We start from the raw sequence: 15,746 nt of genomic DNA on the forward strand, positions 1-15,746 counted from the left end.
GCGCGCTCGAAAAAATCGTTCTCCAGCGTGAGCTGTCCGAGCTTGGCATGTAGCGGCACCAGATCTACAGGCTCCTTCTGCGCAGGCGCACCCCCGAAGACGTCGGCGGCATGCTCCAGCAGTGGGCGCTTCCACTCGGTGATCTGGTTGGCATGCAGTTCAAACTGGCTGAAAAGCTCGGCCATCGTCTTCTCTTCTCGCAATGCGGCCAGGGCCACCCGAGCTTTGAATGCCGGTGGGTGGGTGCGACGGGTGCAACGGGTGCGACGCGCTGATTTCTTGACCATTGAAAACGCCTACTTGCCCAGCCTTTTTTGGCCAGGCTTTATGCCAAGAGTTTCCACTGATCGCGCTGTTCAAAATTTCGGGGCCACTTCTCCGAGCCAGCGTTTCTTCCAGCAGACTCCGATCCGCCGCACACTTGGCGTCGGTGCGCTGCGCCAGGTTGTGTAGCTTGCGCCGCACAGCCGGCAATTTGGCTGCATGCGGAAGTTCGATTAGATCGAAGTCCGGCCGCTGGTCCTCAATGGATCGTAGGAACGCACACGATGGCTCATCCAGCCAATGGGACACGCGCGCCAGCAGGCGCTCATGAATGTCCAGCAGGACTTCGGCTTCAATAGGCTCAGCCGTCATGCCCTTAAAGTGTGCCTCGAAGGTTGCTGCGAAATCCGCAGGCACGCGAGGCGCCAGCATCTCCCAGGCAGGCTTGGGACTACAGGTTAGGTAGACGAGAAAAGTCCGCCAGAGCATCTGATCAGCCCGTTCGTCTTCCAGCAACAAGCCAACATCGAAAAGATCGCGCGGATGCTGCCGCGCGAGTGCAGCAGCCAGTTTTCCGGCATAGAGATCAGCAAAATCCAGCACCTGCACCGAGGCGAAACCGAACGCCTCCTCCACCCTGGGGCGCACCACCATGTTGCGCACTGGATGCACCGCACCACGCATGACCGGCGTTGTCTCGATCTGCGCACGACCACGACTGGCCACCAACCGCGTAACGCCTGCGCCCTCGCCGGCCGACATCTGCACCTGTAATTGCAGGGGCCGGGCGCGCAGCATATCGGCCAGTCGCCCAAGTGCGTCCGCAATCAGCTTCGCATCCTCGGCATAGTCATGCACCGGCATAGTCATGCACCGGCAACCAAGCCAGATCAATATCCACCGACAAGCGCGGCAGGTCGTGCTCGAACAGGTTGATTGCCGTGCCGCCCTTGAGCGCGAAACGCGGCTCCTGCGCCAGCACCGGCAGGATCTCGACCAACAGCCGAACCCGGTCGGTGTAGCGGCGATCCCAGTGATCAAGCCAAGTGTTCATCAAGGTCTCCCGGCAAGGTGATCTGGTAGGTCGGATGCAGGCGACCACCAGGCACCAGCGCACGTTTTCCCCGGCCTAGATCGACACCATCGAGTAACACGTGCGACAACCACGCATGCCGATGGCGCTCAGCCAGCGCCAGGAACACCCGCTTGGCCTTGATGCTGCGGCAGTGGCGCAACAACAGGCTGACCCGCTGCGGCCGCAGCGTAGTCATGGCCTGCATCAGCGCATCGGCCTCGTAGACCAAGGTTGCGCCCGCGACGCCATCGCACAACTCCAGCATGGCCCGCTCGGGCATAGAGCAGACCAAGGCATCGGTTCCCGGCGCAGGGTGGGAATGGTGGGAACCCGCTCGAGCAGGCGGAACACAATCCCGACCTCGTTGGGAGACAGGGAGCGCTCCCGGGGCCTGAAGCTGGCGATGGAGGACGGGCGGATGGCGGCGGCCGGGTTCGCAAACTTGGCGCCGCGCTCGATGGCCCACATGAAGGCCAGGCTGATAACCTCCCGGACGAAGACGGCCGTGGATGGCGCCCCCCTGGCCACGATCTTGTCGCACAGGGCGCGGATGTCGTCAGTTTCAATTTCGTCCGGAAGCCGGCGCCCCAGGTTAGGCACGATGTCCCGGTCTATCACGCTCTGCCGCAGATTTCTGGTGCTGGCCGCCATGGTGGCATTGTCGAGCCAGTCCCGGCAGATTTCCTCCACCGTCTTCTGCTCACGGATAGCCGCCTTGGCCCGCTGCTTTTCGCCGGCCGGCGACTTGCCCAGGGAAACCATGCGCCGCGCCTCCATGAGCCTTTCCCGGGCCTCGGCAAGGCTGATGCCGTCTGGGCCGTACTGGCCGATCACCAGGGTCTCCCGCCTGCCGTTCAGCCGGTAGTCGTAGCGGAACGAGATCCCGCCCGACTTCAGCACCGTCACATACATGCCGTCACGGTCTGCCACCTTGAAGGGCTTCTCCGCAGGCTTCAATCCTTTCAGCTTCAGATCCGTCAGCATTTGGCTCTCCTTTCAAAATACCGTCAGCCCTTCACCGCTCTGGAACCCGCGCCAGATAAGGATTCAGGCCGAAAAAATACCGTCACGCCCAACTTGGCCGCGACGGTACCGCAACAAAACGCCCTACCCCATCGCCAGCCAGTACCGACAACCGTACCGTCAGTTTTTCCGGCCCGTGGCGAATGCGGGCGATAGCGCATAAAACAAAACCCCCAGCATCTGCCGGGGGTTTCGCGGGGTTTCCGTTGGCAACCGATAGCTGCCGAAGGGCTTGGGATCACTCCCACTCGATGGTGGCGGGTGGCTTGCCGGAGACGTCGTAGACCACCCGGTTGAGGCCCCGCACTTCGTTGATGATGCGGTTCGATACCTTGCCCAGCAACTCGTAGGGCAGATGGGCCCAGTGGGCGGTCATGAAGTCGCTGGTGACCACGGCGCGCAGGGCCACTACATTTTCATAGGTGCGGCCGTCGCCCATGACGCCCACGCTCTTGACCGGCAGGAATACGGCGAAGGCCTGGCTGGTCAGGTCGTACCAGCTCTTGCCGATGTCGGCTTCGGTGCAGACGCCGGCCGCCAGATCACGCTCCGTGGCCAGGGTGGCGCGCAGTTCGTCAATGAAGATGGCATCGGCGCGCTGCAGCAGCTTGGCGTACTCCTGCTTCACCTCGCCCAGGATGCGCACGCCCAGGCCGGGACCGGGAAAGGGATGGCGGTAGACCATCTCCCGGGGCAGGCCCAGGGCCACGCCCAGCTCGCGGACTTCGTCCTTGAACAGTTCGCGCAGGGGTTCCAGCAGCTTGAGGTGCATGTCCTCCGGCAGGCCGCCGACATTGTGGTGGCTCTTGATGGTGTGGGCGCCCTTCTTGCCCTTGCCGGCGGATTCGATCACGTCCGGGTAGATGGTGCCCTGGGCCAGCCACCTGGCGGCGGAAAGCTTCTTTGATTCGGCCTGGAAGACTTCGATGAACTCCTTGCCGATGATCTTGCGCTTCTGTTCCGGGTCGGTAACGCCGGCCAGCTTGCCCATGAAGTCGTCCACCGCATCGACGCGGATGACCTTGACGCCCAGGTTGCGGGCAAACATGTCCATCACCATGTCGCCTTCGTTGAGGCGCAAGAGGCCGTGATCCACGAAGACGCAGGTCAGCTGGTCGCCGATGGCGCGGTGGATCAGCGCCGCGGCGACGCTCGAATCGACGCCGCCAGAGAGGCCCAGGATCACTTCTTCCTTGCCCACTTGCTGACGGATGGCCTCGACGGCTTCGGCGATGTAGTCGCCCATGACCCAGTCGCTGCCACAGCCGCAGATGTCGTGCACGAAGCGTTCCAGGATGGCCCGGCCCTTCAGGGTGTGAGTCACTTCCGGGTGGAACTGGACGGCGTAGAATTTGCGCGTCTCGTCCGCCATGCCGGCAATCGGGCAAGAAGCGGTGGACGCCATCATCTTGAAGCCGGGCGGCAGTTCCATGACAGAGTCCCCGTGACTCATCCACACCTTCAACATGCCGTGGCCTTCAGCCGTCGTGCAGTCGGCAATGCCATTCAGGAGCGCGGTATGGCCGTGGGCGCGGACTTCGGAGTAGCCGAATTCCCGGGCCTTGCCGGCAGCCTCGGCGGTCATCACGGTGCCGCCCAACTGCTGGGCCATGGTCTGCATGCCATAGCAGATGCCGAGGACGGGGATACCCAGCTCGAACACCACCCTGGGCGCCCGGGGGGTATCGCCCTCGGTGACGGAACTGGGGCCGCCGGAGAGGATGATGCCCTGGGCGCCATAGTGGCGGATGAAGTCTTCGGAAACATCGTAGGGATGAATTTCACAGAAGACTTTGGCTTCCCGCACGCGTCGGGCGATGAGCTGGGTGAGTTGGGAACCGAAGTCGAGGATGAGGATTTTCTGGTGCGCCATGGGGTCTCTTGAAAAAAAGGCGGCCGCAGCCGCCCTGGGTGACCGGAGGAAGGATCAATCGACGTGATAATTGGGAGCTTCCTTGGTGATCTGCACATCATGGACGTGGGATTCGCGTACCCCGGCAGAGGTGATTTCCACGAAGGTGGCACGCTCGTGCATCATGGCGATGGTGGCGCAGCCCAGGTAGCCCATGGAGGAGCGCAGCCCCCCCATGAGCTGGTGGATCACGGCGAGCACGGAACCCTTGTAGGGCACCCGGCCTTCGATGCCTTCCGGCACGAATTTATCCACGTTGGCGGTGTTGTCCTGAAAGTAGCGGTCGGATGAACCCGCCTGCATGGCCCCCAGCGAACCCATGCCCCGGTAGGACTTGTAGGAACGGCCCTGGAACAGCTCCACTTCGCCCGGCGCCTCTTCGGTACCGGCGAACAGGCCGCCCAGCATGACGGTGTTGGCGCCCGCCGCGATGGCCTTGGCAATATCGCCGGAGTAGCGGATACCGCCATCGGCGATCATGGGGACGCCCGTGCCCTTCAGGGCTTCGGACACGTTCTGGATGGCGGTGATCTGGGGCACCCCGACACCGGCCACGATGCGGGTCGTGCAGATCGAGCCAGGACCGATGCCGACCTTGACCGCGTCGGCGCCCATGTCCAGCAGAGCCCAGGCTGCATCAGCGGTGGCGATGTTGCCGCCGATCACTTCCACATGGGGAAAGTTCCTCTTGACCCACTGGACGCGGTCCAGCACGCCCTGGGAATGACCGTGGGCGGTATCCACCACGATCACATCCACCCCGGCTTCGACCAGCCCTTCCACCCTTTCCTCGGTACCGGCGCCGACCCCCACGGCGGCACCGGCGCGCAGACGACCGAATTCGTCCTTGCTGGCATTGGGGTGTTCGGTGGCCTTGGTGATGTCCTTGACGGTGATCAGGCCGCGCAGGCAGAAATCGTCATCGATGACCAGCACCCGCTCCAGCCGGTGGGCGCGAATCAGTTCCTTGGCATCCTCGATGCTGGCCCCCTCCTTCACCGTCACCAGACGATCCCTGGGGGTCATGATGGCCTCGACCGGCTGCTCCAGATTGGTTTCAAAGCGCAGGTCGCGGTTGGTGACGATGCCCACCACCTTGCCCGCCTTATCCAGCACGGGGAAACCGGAAATGCGGTGTTGCCGCGACAAGGCCATCACCTCACCCACGCTCATGCCGGGATCGACGGTGATGGGGTCTTTCAGGATGCCGGATTCATGACGCTTGACCTTGGCCACTTCGGCGGCCTGGGCACGCGCCGGCAGATTCTTGTGGATGATGCCGATGCCGCCCTCCTGCGCCAGGGCAATGGCCAGACGGCCTTCGGTCACCGTATCCATGGCGGCCGATACCAGCGGCATGTTCAGGATGATTTTCCGGGTAAACTGAGTGTCGAGGCAGACATCCCGGGGCAGAATCCCGGAATGGGCCGGGACCAGAAGAACATCATCGAAAGTGAGGGCTTTTTGCAGAATGCGCATGGCCTTTGATCCAAGGTCACAAAAAAGTATTATACAGCAAGCGCAATTTTGATCGAACCACCACCCGAGGTTTTCCCCATGCGTAGTCACCTTTTTCTGGCCCTCCTGCTTCCCCTGCTGATTGCCCTGCCTGCTCAAGCCCAGATTTACAAATGGAAAGACGCTCAAGGACGCACCGTCATTTCCGACACGCCTCAACCCGGCGCGGGCAAACAGGTGCCGGTCGTCAGGCAGGCGCCTGCTGCGGCTCAAGATGCGGCAGAAGGCGAACCCGCCGCTGCTGCCGGCCCCAAGAGCTGGGCCGAAAAGGACCTGGAATTCCGGCAGCGTCAACAGGAAAAAAAGGCCAGCGCTGAAAAGGCCGCCAAGGAAAAGGCTGAAGCGGATCAGCGCAGGGATAATTGCAACCGAGCCCGGGAGCAGCAGCGCATCCTGGAATCCGGGCAGCGCATCAGCCGCATGAAGGAAGATGGCGAACGGGAGTTCATCAGCGACCAGCAACGCCAGCAGGAAATCGAAAGGGCCATCAAGAACGTGCAGGAATGGTGCAAATAAGCCCAGGCACCCAACAGGGTCAGGCGCTCAGAGATGGAAGACAACAGCGGGAGGTCAACAGCAGGAGGTCAACAGCGGTGGGGCCTCCTGACCCCTCGGCGACGAAGGGCCTCGGGCCCCTCCGACTTGGGTTGAACCGTTGCCCCCGGCCCTCAGGCCGATCCTCAGGCCGCCTCGCCCTCTTCCCCCGCCCCCTTCTTCATCACCTTGCCTTCTGCGGCCCGCTGCTTGCGGACTTCCCTGGGATCGGCGATCAAGGGCCGGTAAATTTCGACCCGGTCACGATCTCGCAGCACCGTGTCAAGCCTGGAGAGCTTGGCAAAAATACCGAACTTGTTCTTCTCCAGATCAATCGCCGGATATTTCTCCAGCAAGCCAGATGCCTCCAGCGCCTGTTGCAGGGTGCTGCCTGCGGGCAAACGGAGCGGCACCCGTTCCTGCTTGTCCGGCAGGGCATAAATCACTTCGACCTGCAAAAGCATCTCAGCCACCAGTATTGGCTCCATGAATCTGGCCTGCCCGCCGCACGAAGGCATCGACCATGCTGTTGGCAATATGATTGAAAACAGGACCGATCAGCTTTTCGAACAGCTTGCTGGAGAATTCGTAATGCAGCTTGAATTCAATCTTGCAGGCATGGGGGGCCAGGGCCTTGAAGTGCCAACTGCCTTCCATGTGCCGGAAAGGACCATCCACCAGCTTGATTTTCATCGAAACCGGGATCTCCTTGTCGTTTTCAGTGGTGAAATGGGTTTTGACGCTGTGATAGTTGATGTGCAGCGTCCCTACCGTCTTCTTGTCATCGCGATAGCGCAGTTCCGTATGGCTGCACCAGGGCAGGAACTGGGGATAATCCTCACAGCGATCCACCAGTTCAAACATTTGTTGTGCTGAGTATTCGATCAGCACCGATTTCTCGACCAGGGCCATGGTCCGCCAGAAGCTCCGAATCTTGTAGAATGGCGGATTCTAAAGGATTCCCACTGCGTCATGAGTATCACCAACAACAAAAAGGCCTTCCACGATTATTTCATCGAGGAAAAATACGAGGCCGGAATTGCCCTGGAAGGCTGGGAAGTGAAAGCCATCCGGGCCGGCCGGGTGCAGATCAAGGAAGCCTATGTGATCATCAAGCGGGGCGAGATTTTTCTGCTGGGCATGCACATCACCCCGCTCCCCACCGCCTCCACCCATGTGCAACCGGACCCGGTGCGCACCCGCAAGCTGCTGCTGCACAGCAGCGAAATCATGAAACTGATCGGCAAGGTGGAACGCGCCGGCTTCACCCTGGTGCCGCTGGATCTGCATTACACCCGGGGCCGCATCAAGGCCGAAATCGGTCTGGCCAAAGGCAAGAAGCAGCACGACAAGCGCGAGGATGCCAAGGAAAAAGACTGGGCCCGGGAAAAACAACGCCTGATGCGCAACAAGGTCAAGAGTAGCTAAAGCATGCCCCGCCTCAGCCCGGCGGAGCGTCTTCCGGCCAGAAAACCTCGCTCCTGCCGTCCCGGATCACCTGGCCCTCGATCACCCGGCCTGCATCGGGCGATGAAAATGGGGATTGAGGGAAACCTTGTTCACCTAGCTGGTGTCTCAGTTTGCGGGTTTTCCACCTTTGCGGGTTTTCCACCTTTGCGGGTTTTCCACCAAAACCAGCCCCAGAGCAGCAAGCCTCCGACTGCCAGTACCGCAAACAGCACCACTGAAAACATGAAACCCAGCCCCAGCAACGCCAGGATTGCCATCCGCCGCAAGCCCCGAAGCAACAGGCTGCCGCCGCAGGCAGGTCCCGGAATCCGGGTTTGGTAAAAATTGTATCGCCGCTGAACCATTTCCCGTCCCTGCCCCTAAAATAACTGTTCATTTCATTCCAGCCCCGAGATCGCCCATGGCCCCAGCCAGGAACAACAATCCCCTGATCGAACTGCTGATCAACATCATCATTCCCTCCCTGATCCTGATGAAACTCAGCGGGGCGGAGCGCCTGGGCAGTGTCGGTGCCCTGCTTCTTGCCCTGGCCTTTCCCCTGGTGTGGGGCACGAGGGACCTGATCAAGAGCCGCAAGTTCAATGTCTTTTCGGCCCTGGGGCTGGTGAATATCCTGCTCACTGGCGGCATCGGCCTGCTCGAACTCGATTCCCGGTGGCTGGCCATCAAGGAAGCGGCCGTGCCCGGCATCATCGGCCTGGTGGTTCTGGCCTCCATCCGCACCCCCTACCCGCTCATCAAGAGCCTGCTGTTCAATCCGGCCATCATCGACGTGGATAAAGTCCACCAGCACCTGGCCCTGCGCGGCAATGTGGACGCCTTTGACGCCCGCCTGCAGACCGGAACCATCCTGCTGAGCGCGACCTTCTTCTTTTCCGCCATGATGAATTACCTGCTCGCCATCTGGATCGTCACCAGCCCGGCCGGCACCGAAGCCTTCAACGCGGAACTGGGACGCCTGACCTTGCTCAGCTACCCCATGATCGCCCTGCCCTCCATGCTGATGATGATGGCCGTACTCTACTACCTGGCCCGCAGCACCCGGAAACTGGCCGGTCTGGGGTTCATGGACATCCTGCAACAACAGTCCACCTGAACCGGATTGTCATTTTCAGAAGACGACCGCACCAAACATCAGAAGTCGATTGCACTGTGCCGGTGAAAGAAAAAAACTGACTAAATTCAGTACGCGCTAAACCTGCCTGTAGGGGCCAACCGACAAGCTGGGTACCTTGGCTCGGGGTCGAACTTGGCGTTGAGTTCATTGGGCGCTGTCAGATAGGGTCTTGCCCTCATCACACAACCTGCTAAGATAGTAATAGATTACTTTCTTTTGGATTGGCGATGAACGAACACCCTAAGCACCTTCCGGCTGATGAACGGAGAGCGGCCACCGTAGAGGCGGTGATCAATCTGGCGGCTGAGCAGAATCCCAGCGACATCACCACCACGGCGATCGCGCAGCGCATGGGCCTGACCCAAGGCGCGCTGTTCCGGCACTTCCCCACCAAGGATGCCATTCTCGAAGCAGTGATGACATGGGTGGCGGAACGTCTTCTTTCCCGAGTAGACAGGGCGGCACAGAACGTGACTTCTCCTCTTGCCGCGCTGGAAGCGGTCTTCATGGCTCATATCGACTTCGTTTCCGAGCATCCGGGTGTGCCACGGATGCTCTTCGGAGAATTGCAGCGGCCCGGAGAAACACTCCCTAAAAGGATGGTTCAGACCTTAATTCAACGGTACGGAGAACGCTTGCGCCATCTACTGGAGCGGGGCAAGGCGATAGGCGAGCTTGATGCCAACCTCGATATCGAGGCTGCCTCGGTATCGTTCATCGGCTCCATCCAGGGCTTGGTGATGCAGTCACTCATCGCGGGTGACGCCGCTCGCATCCGTCGCGATGCCTCTGGTGTTTTTGCAATCTATCGTCGTGGCATTGGGAGTGAGTCATGAAATTTCCACCCTTACAACGCCGCACACTGGCACTTGTCGTAATCATCATTCCGCTTCTACTACTTTTCATCTATGTTGCTTTGCGTTCAGGGCCATTGGCTCCTATTGCAGCTACTGTCAGCACGGTAGAGTCCCGCTCCGTTGCCCCAGCATTAGCTGGTATAGGGACAGTACAAGCGCGCTTTACTTACAAAATCGGCCCCACCGTTGCCGGGCGCGTCAAGCGGTTGGATGTGCATGTCGGCGATATCGTTAAGGCAGGGCAAGTGCTCGGTGAAATGGATGCGGTGGACCTGGACGATCGCGTTAGCGCTCAGCAGGCTGCAATCAAGAGTTCCGAAGCTGCACTTCGACAGGCTGCGGCCAAAGAAACTTTCGCGCAGACACAGGCCACACGCTATGAGCAGCTTTTATCGGTGCGTGGCACCAGCGAAGAAACGGTAGTCACCAAACGGCAAGAACTGGCTGTGGCGAGCGCGGCATTGGTCGCCTCGCGAGAAGATATCGCGCGTCTGCGCGCAGAGTTGGAAGCGCTCCGCGCTCAACGCGGAAACTTGCGGTTGGTGGCACCGGTTGCCGGACTGGTCGCAGCACGCGATGCAGACCCTGGCACCACGGTGGTGGCGGGGCAAGCGGTAATCGAAGTAATTGACACCGCAAGCCTGTGGGTTGATACACGCTTTGATCAAATCAGTGCCGAGGGACTGGCTATAGGGCTTCCAGCCAAGATTGTTCTGAGATCACGGCGATCTCAGGCAGTGGCGGGACACGTATTGCGAATCGAGCCTCGTGCCGATGCCGTGACTGAGGAAACCCTGGCAAAAATCGTTTTCAACGCGCCTCCAGTACCTCTTCCACCATTGGGTGAGTTGGCGGAGGTGACTGTGCAACTGGGCGAATTGCCTGCCGCGCCGACCATCTCCAATGCCGCAATTCGGACAGTCGATGGAAAACGCGGTGTATGGAAGCTGGTTGAAGGAGGTTTGACTTTCACTCCGGTCGTGCTGGGCCGCTCCAGTCTTGATGGCCTGGTTCAGGTGCTCGAGGGCTTGAGCGTTGGCGACCAGATCGTGCTCTACAGCGAAAAGACACTCAGCGCCAAGAGTCGGATTAACATCGTCGATCGTCTGCCAGGAGTCTCACCGTGATAAGCCTGGCCGGACGTGACATCCTTCATGCCTGGGGGAAATTCATCTTTACGGGCATCGGCCTGGGCCTGTTGATTGGCGTCACGCTGACCATGGCGGGTGTGTATCGCGGCATGGTCGATGACGGTAAGGTGTTGCTGGACAACAGTGGTGCCAACTTGTGGGTGGTACAGAAAGATACCCTGGGCCCTTATGCCGAGTCTTCCAGCATCCCTGATGACCTGTGGCGCAGCATCCGCACCCTGCCGGGCGTCGCAGAGGCCGCCAATGTGACCTACCTGACCATGCAGGTCGGAAGAGGTGAAAAGGATGTGCGCGCCATGGTCGTGGGCATTGCGGCAGGCGAACCGGGAACATCGGGTTGGCCACCTCAATTGGTCGCGGGGCGCCAGATTACACGTGGCCACTATGAGGCGGTCGCGGACATCGCCACCGGGTTTCGGCTGGGCGATGAGGTGAAAATTCGCCGCAACCATTACACAGTAGTTGGCCTGACCCGCCGCATGGTGTCCTCCAGTGGCGACCCAATGGTGTTCATCCCACTCAAGGATGCGCAAGAAGCGCAATTCCTCAAAGACAACGACGCCATTCTGATGCAGCGTCGCCGCACCGAAGCCAATCCGGCCTTTAACCGCCCCGGCGTGCCTGGTCTGCTCGATGCTGTGATTGCCTCACAAACCAGTAACAACTCGGTAAATGCGGTGCTGGTGCGTATCCAATCTGAATACTCCCCGCAGGAGGTGGCTGAACCGATACGGCGCTGGAAACGGCTCACGGTTTATGACCGCGCGCAGATGGAAGAGATTTTAGTGGGAAAACTCATTGCCACATCCGCCAAGCAAATCGCCATGTTCCTAGTGATTCTGGCTGTGGTCAGCGCCGCCATCGTGGCGTTCATCATCTACACCCTGACGATGGACAAAATTCGCGAAATCGCAGTGCTCAAGCTCATCGGCACACGCAACCGCACGATTTCGGGAATGATCTTGCAGCAGGCGTTGGTACTTGGGGTCATCGGTTTTGTCGTTGGCAAGATCACGGCTACCTTCGCTGCACCCTTGTTTCCCAAATACGTATTGCTGATGCCCATTGATTCAATCTTGGGTTTCTTCGCGGTGATGGTTATTTGTGTGCTGGCCAGCGTTGTCGCCATCCGTATGGCGCTGAAGGTCGATCCGGCCGAAGCGATTGGAGGCTGAACATGACGGCAAAAGGCATTCACATCGAAGGCTTGAGCAAGCGTTACGGAGAGGGAGACACTGCGGTTCTCGCCTTGAAGAACGTGAACATGCAGGTTGCGCCGGGCGAGGTGGTTGGCCTGATCGGCCCATCCGGTTCCGGCAAGAGCACGTTGCTCAAGTGCCTGGGAGCCGTGATTGACCCCACCGCCGGTCGCATGGTGCTGGGAAACGAGGTGATTTTCGACGATGAATGGAAAGTGCGCGACCTGCGGGCTTTGCGCCGCGACAAGATCGGTTTCGTGTTTCAAGCGCCGTACCTGATCCCGTTTCTCGATGTCACCGATAACGTGGCGCTCTTGCCGATGCTCGCGGGTGTCGGCAATGACGATGCGCGAAAACGCGCGCTCGAACTGCTCACCGCGCTGGATGTGCAGCACCGCGCCAAGGCCATGCCGTCACAACTCTCAGGCGGAGAACAGCAACGCGTGGCTATTGCTCGCGGCTTGGTCAATCGACCACCAGTGATCCTGGCTGATGAACCAACAGCACCGCTGGATTCGGTGCGTGCGATGTCTGTCATCCGCATCCTCAACGACATGGCTCGGCGTTTTGAAACCGCCGTCATCGTCGTCACGCACGACGAAAAAATCATCCCGACGTTCAAGCGCATTTACCACATCCGCGATGGCGTCACTCACGAGGAAGCGGGTGAAGGGCGCAGTTTTGAATGACTGCACCACTCGTTATCGATGTCGCTGAGAAAAGAAGAGGTCTCATGAACAGCACTAAAAAACCGTTCCTGGTCATTGCCACCGTGCTTTTCACGGTGATGACCATATCAGTCAACCCTGCTGGCGCGCAGGCAGAATCCGCAAAGCCGATGGCGCTACGTGGTGTGATGGACAAATTAGGCCGCGACATGCAAGCCATTACAGGCGCAATTTCCAAGGAAGAGTGGGCGGTGGTTGCCGAGTTGGCGCCGAAGATTGCCAACCACGCAGAGCCTCCCGTCGCGGAAAAAATGCGCATTCTTGCTTGGCTCGGAACCGATGCTGGGAAGTTTCGCAGCCACGATGGGCAGACGCACGAATCTGCTACAGCTATGGGCGACGCAGCCAAGCGTGGTGATGGTCTAGCCGTTATCTCTGCTTTTTCGAAGGTGCAACAAAGCTGTCTCATTTGTCATCAGAGCTTCCGTAAGCCGTTCCTGGAGCATTTCTATGAAAACCGATGACCTGACTTGCACGGGCCAATGCACGAAACCCAGTCAAAGTCCAGCCAAAGCCCTGACATCTCTCGCACTTGTTGGTTTGTTGGCTGGTTGTGCGGTCGGGCCTGACTTCAAACGCCCCGAAGCGCCGACTACATCCAAATACACCGTTGCCACCATGCCAGCGCAAACCGCCTTGTCCACAATCCCCTTGGGGGAAGTGCAAACCCTCCGGGTCGGTCGGGAGGTCAGTTCGGAATGGTGGCACAGCCTGGGGTCATACAGACTCGATGCACTGATTGCATTGGCTTTACAAAACAGTCCCACGTTAGCCTCCGCAAAATCGACACTGCGGCAGGCGCAGGAGCTTCATGCTGCGCAAGCGGGATCAACGCGCTACCCCCAAGTCGATGCGAGTATCGGTGCGCAACGCCAACGCATGAGCTCCAGCGGTCTCGGATTGGCCGGCGAGGCACGTGAGTTCAGTCTTTACAACACCAGTGTTGGCGTAAATTACCGCCTCGACTTGGCCGGAGGGAATCGTCGTGCGCTGGAAGCGCTGGCCGCTCGTGTGGACTACCGGAGCCATGAACTGGCGGGCGCGCAACTGACCCTTGCGGCAAATATCACCACCACCGCCATTGTCCGAGCAAAACTCGCGGGTCAGCTTGCGGCCACCAAAGCGATGGTCGAAGCACAGGACGAGCAGATCAATGTCACCCGCGAGCGGGTGCGTTTTGGTCAAGCAGCACCGGACGAACTGCTTGCACAGCAAACGCAGACCGAACAGACTCGTTCTGGACTACCCCTGTTGCTCAAGCAACTGCAACAAAGTGAGCATCTTCTGGCTACGCTTTCCGGCCAGGCCCCTGGTGACGCGAAGGTGCCGGATTTCACTTTGGCCGAGTTCAAACTGCCCACCGAATTGCCTCTTGTGATGCCTTCTGATCTGGTGCGCAGACGGCCTGATATTCAGGCGGCAGAAGCATTGCTTCACGCGGCGAATGCCGAATATGGGGTGGCGATCGCCAAGCTGTATCCACAAATCAACCTCAGTGCAAACCTTGGCTCACAAGCACTCACAACCGGGGCTCTTTTTGGCGGCAACTCTGCTGTTTGGAGTGTGCTGGGGCAGTTGACCCAGCCACTATTCAATCCGGGACTACCCGCAGAAAAACGGGCATCGCTGGCGGCATTGGATGCCGCAGCGGAAAATTATCAGGGCGTTGTGCTCGACGCTCTGCGCAACGTGGCGGACACATTGAGCGCACTGGAGCACGATGCACAGGCATTGAGTTCACTCGCGTTTGCAGACTCAACTGCACAGTCTTCCCTTGAATCCACGGGGCGTCAGTATGCGCTTGGCGCAGCCAGCTACACGCAATTGCTGATTGCAAGGCAGCAGGCTCAACAAAATAGCATTGCCTTGGTCGCAGCGCAGGCGCAACGACTTGCCGATAGTGCCGCTCTATTTCAGGCGATGGGTGGTGGTTATGATGGAATGAAGGTCAAGCCTTACTGAGCAACTTCGTTCCGTCGGAACGCAACTGACCGGAGGGTGAAATATGCCGATACAAGGTCTGCCGGGTAATCCCGAGTTCCTGGCACAAATCGCTGACCTTGGTTTCCGGCTGCCCCATCGCTGCCATCGCCAGGCGCAGCTTGGCTGCGGTCATCTTGAACGGCCGCCCGCCCTTCCTGCCGCGCGCCCGCGCCGACGCCAGCCCCGCGATGGTCCGTTCGGCGATCAGTTCACGCTCGAACTCGGCCAGTGCTGCGAAGATGCCGAAGACCAGCTTGCCGGCGGCGGTTGTGGTGTCGATTGCCGCACCATGGCCGGTCAGCACCTTGAGGCCAATGCCACGCCCGGTCAGATCATGCACGGTGTTGATCAGGTGACGAAGGTCGCGCCCGAGCCGGTCGAGTTTCCACACGACCAGCGTATCCCCTGGTCGCAGCGCCTTTAAGCAGCTCGCCAAACCGGGCCGATCCTCGCGTTTGCCAGATGCCTGGTCTTCGTAGAGTTGCGCCGGATCGACGCCGGCGGCGACCAGCGCATCGCGTTGTAAGTCGGTAGCCTGGGAGCCGTCTGCCTTCGATACCCGCATGTAGCCAATCAGCATGCCGCACCTGTCACATATACGTTCGATTATGTGACAGTGTGCGCCGGAAAGCGCTGGCCGTCAAAATTTGTCACTTAACCCGTCATTCTGTCTAAGACATGCAAAGGGTCCATCAGGCTCATAATGTGACAGAAATTCCGGGGGGATGCCTTCCTCCGCGAAGGTGGCGCGCAACTGTTCCAGGGAAGCTGGGTCGCGCCGACCATAGGAAGCCAACGCGAACAGCGAGCGTGCCGTCTCGGGGTTGTGCCGCGCTTCAATGATGGCCTCGTCGATGGCCTGGACTGCACGCTGCCAGTGATTGATGGGTTCGGGCTTCGGCGCTTTCGTCGGCA

19 protein-coding genes and 2 pseudogenes are annotated in these 15,746 nt (G+C 59.8%); 9 read left to right on the top strand and 12 right to left on the bottom strand.

Going from position 1 to position 15,746, the window contains the following annotated elements; translation table 11 throughout:
- The 7 genes and pseudogenes from WBH99_RS06080 to guaB form a co-directional block, all read right to left on the bottom strand.
- A pseudogene (locus WBH99_RS06080) lies at positions 1-218 on the bottom strand (IS3 family transposase); the annotation flags it as partial.
- Positions 160-1,128, bottom strand: coding sequence for a nucleotidyl transferase AbiEii/AbiGii toxin family protein (locus WBH99_RS06085; RefSeq protein WP_424219216.1), 969 nt, complete (start codon positions 1,126-1,128; stop codon positions 160-162). The pseudogene WBH99_RS06080 and the gene WBH99_RS06085, both read right to left, overlap by 59 nt.
- Positions 1,115-1,318: a nucleotidyl transferase AbiEii/AbiGii toxin family protein gene (locus WBH99_RS06090; protein ID WP_424219218.1), complete on the bottom strand. Its 204-nt coding sequence runs from the start codon at positions 1,316-1,318 to the stop codon at positions 1,115-1,117. The genes WBH99_RS06085 and WBH99_RS06090 overlap by 14 nt, the downstream gene beginning before the upstream one ends.
- On the bottom strand, positions 1,302-1,619 hold the full coding sequence (locus WBH99_RS06095; RefSeq protein WP_424219219.1) for a type IV toxin-antitoxin system AbiEi family antitoxin domain-containing protein: 318 nt from the start codon (positions 1,617-1,619) through the stop codon (positions 1,302-1,304). Before WBH99_RS06095 ends, WBH99_RS06090 begins: the two co-directional genes overlap by 17 nt.
- Positions 1,544-2,323: a tyrosine-type recombinase/integrase gene (locus WBH99_RS06100; RefSeq protein WP_424219220.1), complete on the bottom strand. Its 780-nt coding sequence runs from the start codon at positions 2,321-2,323 to the stop codon at positions 1,544-1,546. Before WBH99_RS06100 ends, WBH99_RS06095 begins: the two co-directional genes overlap by 76 nt.
- A gap of 277 nt (positions 2,324-2,600) precedes the next feature.
- Positions 2,601-4,235, bottom strand: a complete 1,635-nt coding sequence (gene guaA, locus WBH99_RS06105) for a glutamine-hydrolyzing GMP synthase (RefSeq protein ID WP_424219221.1) — start codon at positions 4,233-4,235, stop codon at positions 2,601-2,603.
- A gap of 54 nt (positions 4,236-4,289) precedes the next feature.
- A complete protein-coding gene (gene guaB / locus WBH99_RS06110; RefSeq protein ID WP_424219222.1) occupies positions 4,290-5,753 on the bottom strand; it encodes an IMP dehydrogenase in 1,464 nt (487 codons plus the stop codon).
- Positions 5,754-5,831: 78 nt separating this feature from the next.
- On the opposite strand from guaB, the gene WBH99_RS06115 reads away from it, so the two are divergent.
- Positions 5,832-6,308 (top strand): DUF4124 domain-containing protein, encoded by a 477-nt coding sequence (locus WBH99_RS06115; RefSeq protein WP_424219223.1) that lies wholly within the window; start codon positions 5,832-5,834, stop codon positions 6,306-6,308.
- A gap of 164 nt (positions 6,309-6,472) precedes the next feature.
- On the opposite strand, the gene WBH99_RS06120 is transcribed toward WBH99_RS06115, so the two are convergent.
- Both WBH99_RS06120 and WBH99_RS06125 read right to left on the bottom strand, forming a co-directional pair.
- The gene (locus tag WBH99_RS06120; protein ID WP_424219229.1) at positions 6,473-6,790 is read right to left on the bottom strand and encodes an RnfH family protein; all 318 of its coding nucleotides are present in this window, start codon (positions 6,788-6,790) and stop codon (positions 6,473-6,475) included.
- 1 nt (position 6,791) lies between these two features.
- Positions 6,792-7,238 carry a type II toxin-antitoxin system RatA family toxin gene (locus WBH99_RS06125; protein WP_424219224.1) on the bottom strand — a complete coding sequence of 149 codons (447 nt, stop codon included), beginning with the start codon at positions 7,236-7,238 and terminating at the stop codon, positions 6,792-6,794.
- 60 nt (positions 7,239-7,298) lie between these two features.
- Here WBH99_RS06125 and smpB point away from each other — a divergent pair, with 60 nt between their 5' ends.
- Positions 7,299-7,754, top strand: coding sequence for an SsrA-binding protein SmpB (gene smpB / locus WBH99_RS06130; protein WP_424219225.1), 456 nt, complete (start codon positions 7,299-7,301; stop codon positions 7,752-7,754).
- 131 nt (positions 7,755-7,885) lie between these two features.
- On the opposite strand, the gene WBH99_RS06135 is transcribed toward smpB, so the two are convergent.
- Complete coding sequence (locus WBH99_RS06135; RefSeq protein ID WP_424219226.1) at positions 7,886-8,053, bottom strand: hypothetical protein; 168 nt, start codon at positions 8,051-8,053, stop codon at positions 7,886-7,888.
- A gap of 143 nt (positions 8,054-8,196) precedes the next feature.
- Between WBH99_RS06135 and WBH99_RS06140 the strand changes: the two genes are divergently transcribed.
- The 7 genes from WBH99_RS06140 to WBH99_RS06170 all read left to right on the top strand — a co-directional run bounded on the left by WBH99_RS06140 (position 8,197) and on the right by WBH99_RS06170 (position 14,810).
- Positions 8,197-8,892, top strand: a complete 696-nt coding sequence (locus WBH99_RS06140) for a VC0807 family protein (RefSeq protein WP_424219227.1) — start codon at positions 8,197-8,199, stop codon at positions 8,890-8,892.
- A 248-nt stretch (positions 8,893-9,140) separates the two neighbouring features.
- The gene (locus WBH99_RS06145) at positions 9,141-9,749 is read left to right on the top strand and encodes a TetR/AcrR family transcriptional regulator (RefSeq protein ID WP_424219228.1); all 609 of its coding nucleotides are present in this window, start codon (positions 9,141-9,143) and stop codon (positions 9,747-9,749) included.
- Positions 9,746-10,897, top strand: a complete 1,152-nt coding sequence (locus tag WBH99_RS06150; RefSeq protein ID WP_054257779.1) for an efflux RND transporter periplasmic adaptor subunit — start codon at positions 9,746-9,748, stop codon at positions 10,895-10,897. The genes WBH99_RS06145 and WBH99_RS06150 overlap by 4 nt, the downstream gene beginning before the upstream one ends.
- Positions 10,894-12,096, top strand: coding sequence for an ABC transporter permease (locus WBH99_RS06155; RefSeq protein ID WP_054257780.1), 1,203 nt, complete (start codon positions 10,894-10,896; stop codon positions 12,094-12,096). The genes WBH99_RS06150 and WBH99_RS06155 overlap by 4 nt, the downstream gene beginning before the upstream one ends.
- A gap of 2 nt (positions 12,097-12,098) precedes the next feature.
- On the top strand, positions 12,099-12,809 hold the full coding sequence (locus WBH99_RS06160) for an ABC transporter ATP-binding protein (protein ID WP_091458852.1): 711 nt from the start codon (positions 12,099-12,101) through the stop codon (positions 12,807-12,809).
- A gap of 98 nt (positions 12,810-12,907) precedes the next feature.
- Positions 12,908-13,312, top strand: a complete 405-nt coding sequence (locus WBH99_RS06165) for a cytochrome c (protein WP_256497086.1) — start codon at positions 12,908-12,910, stop codon at positions 13,310-13,312.
- A complete protein-coding gene (locus tag WBH99_RS06170; RefSeq protein ID WP_203400700.1) occupies positions 13,299-14,810 on the top strand; it encodes an efflux transporter outer membrane subunit in 1,512 nt (503 codons plus the stop codon). The genes WBH99_RS06165 and WBH99_RS06170 overlap by 14 nt, the downstream gene beginning before the upstream one ends.
- Here WBH99_RS06170 and WBH99_RS06175 read toward each other — a convergent pair.
- Together WBH99_RS06175 and WBH99_RS06180 are read right to left on the bottom strand one after the other, a co-directional pair.
- Positions 14,797-15,411 carry a recombinase family protein gene (locus WBH99_RS06175; RefSeq protein WP_061287698.1) on the bottom strand — a complete coding sequence of 205 codons (615 nt, stop codon included), beginning with the start codon at positions 15,409-15,411 and terminating at the stop codon, positions 14,797-14,799. The two genes, WBH99_RS06170 and WBH99_RS06175, sit on opposite strands and share 14 nt — an antisense overlap.
- A 60-nt stretch (positions 15,412-15,471) precedes the next feature.
- Positions 15,472-15,746, bottom strand: a pseudogene (locus WBH99_RS06180) (TniQ family protein); the annotation flags it as partial.

The organism is Azovibrio sp., assembly GCF_049658005.1.
Taxonomy (GTDB): domain Bacteria; phylum Pseudomonadota; class Gammaproteobacteria; order Burkholderiales; family Rhodocyclaceae; genus Azovibrio.

What these genes read in the sequence shown, in the direction of transcription:
- WBH99_RS06085 (WP_424219216.1), bottom strand. Translation starts at nt 1,128, where the DNA reads ATGCCGGTGCATGACTATGCCGAGGATGCGAAGCTGATTGCGGACGCA.
- WBH99_RS06090 (WP_424219218.1), bottom strand. Translation starts at nt 1,318, where the DNA reads ATGAACACTTGGCTTGATCACTGGGATCGCCGCTACACCGACCGGGTT.
- WBH99_RS06095 (WP_424219219.1), bottom strand. Translation starts at nt 1,619, where the DNA reads ATGCCCGAGCGGGCCATGCTGGAGTTGTGCGATGGCGTCGCGGGCGCA.
- WBH99_RS06100 (WP_424219220.1), bottom strand. Translation starts at nt 2,323, where the DNA reads ATGCTGACGGATCTGAAGCTGAAAGGATTGAAGCCTGCGGAGAAGCCC.
- guaA (WP_424219221.1), bottom strand. Translation starts at nt 4,235, where the DNA reads ATGGCGCACCAGAAAATCCTCATCCTCGACTTCGGTTCCCAACTCACC.
- guaB (WP_424219222.1), bottom strand. Translation starts at nt 5,753, where the DNA reads ATGCGCATTCTGCAAAAAGCCCTCACTTTCGATGATGTTCTTCTGGTC.
- WBH99_RS06115 (WP_424219223.1), top strand. Translation starts at nt 5,832, where the DNA reads ATGCGTAGTCACCTTTTTCTGGCCCTCCTGCTTCCCCTGCTGATTGCC.
- WBH99_RS06120 (WP_424219229.1), bottom strand. Translation starts at nt 6,790, where the DNA reads ATGCTTTTGCAGGTCGAAGTGATTTATGCCCTGCCGGACAAGCAGGAA.
- WBH99_RS06125 (WP_424219224.1), bottom strand. Translation starts at nt 7,238, where the DNA reads ATGGCCCTGGTCGAGAAATCGGTGCTGATCGAATACTCAGCACAACAA.
- smpB (WP_424219225.1), top strand. Translation starts at nt 7,299, where the DNA reads ATGAGTATCACCAACAACAAAAAGGCCTTCCACGATTATTTCATCGAG.
- WBH99_RS06135 (WP_424219226.1), bottom strand. Translation starts at nt 8,053, where the DNA reads ATGGCAATCCTGGCGTTGCTGGGGCTGGGTTTCATGTTTTCAGTGGTG.
- WBH99_RS06140 (WP_424219227.1), top strand. Translation starts at nt 8,197, where the DNA reads ATGGCCCCAGCCAGGAACAACAATCCCCTGATCGAACTGCTGATCAAC.
- WBH99_RS06145 (WP_424219228.1), top strand. Translation starts at nt 9,141, where the DNA reads ATGAACGAACACCCTAAGCACCTTCCGGCTGATGAACGGAGAGCGGCC.
- WBH99_RS06150 (WP_054257779.1), top strand. Translation starts at nt 9,746, where the DNA reads ATGAAATTTCCACCCTTACAACGCCGCACACTGGCACTTGTCGTAATC.
- WBH99_RS06160 (WP_091458852.1), top strand. Translation starts at nt 12,099, where the DNA reads ATGACGGCAAAAGGCATTCACATCGAAGGCTTGAGCAAGCGTTACGGA.
- WBH99_RS06165 (WP_256497086.1), top strand. Translation starts at nt 12,908, where the DNA reads ATGACCATATCAGTCAACCCTGCTGGCGCGCAGGCAGAATCCGCAAAG.
- WBH99_RS06170 (WP_203400700.1), top strand. Translation starts at nt 13,299, where the DNA reads ATGAAAACCGATGACCTGACTTGCACGGGCCAATGCACGAAACCCAGT.
- WBH99_RS06175 (WP_061287698.1), bottom strand. Translation starts at nt 15,411, where the DNA reads ATGCTGATTGGCTACATGCGGGTATCGAAGGCAGACGGCTCCCAGGCT.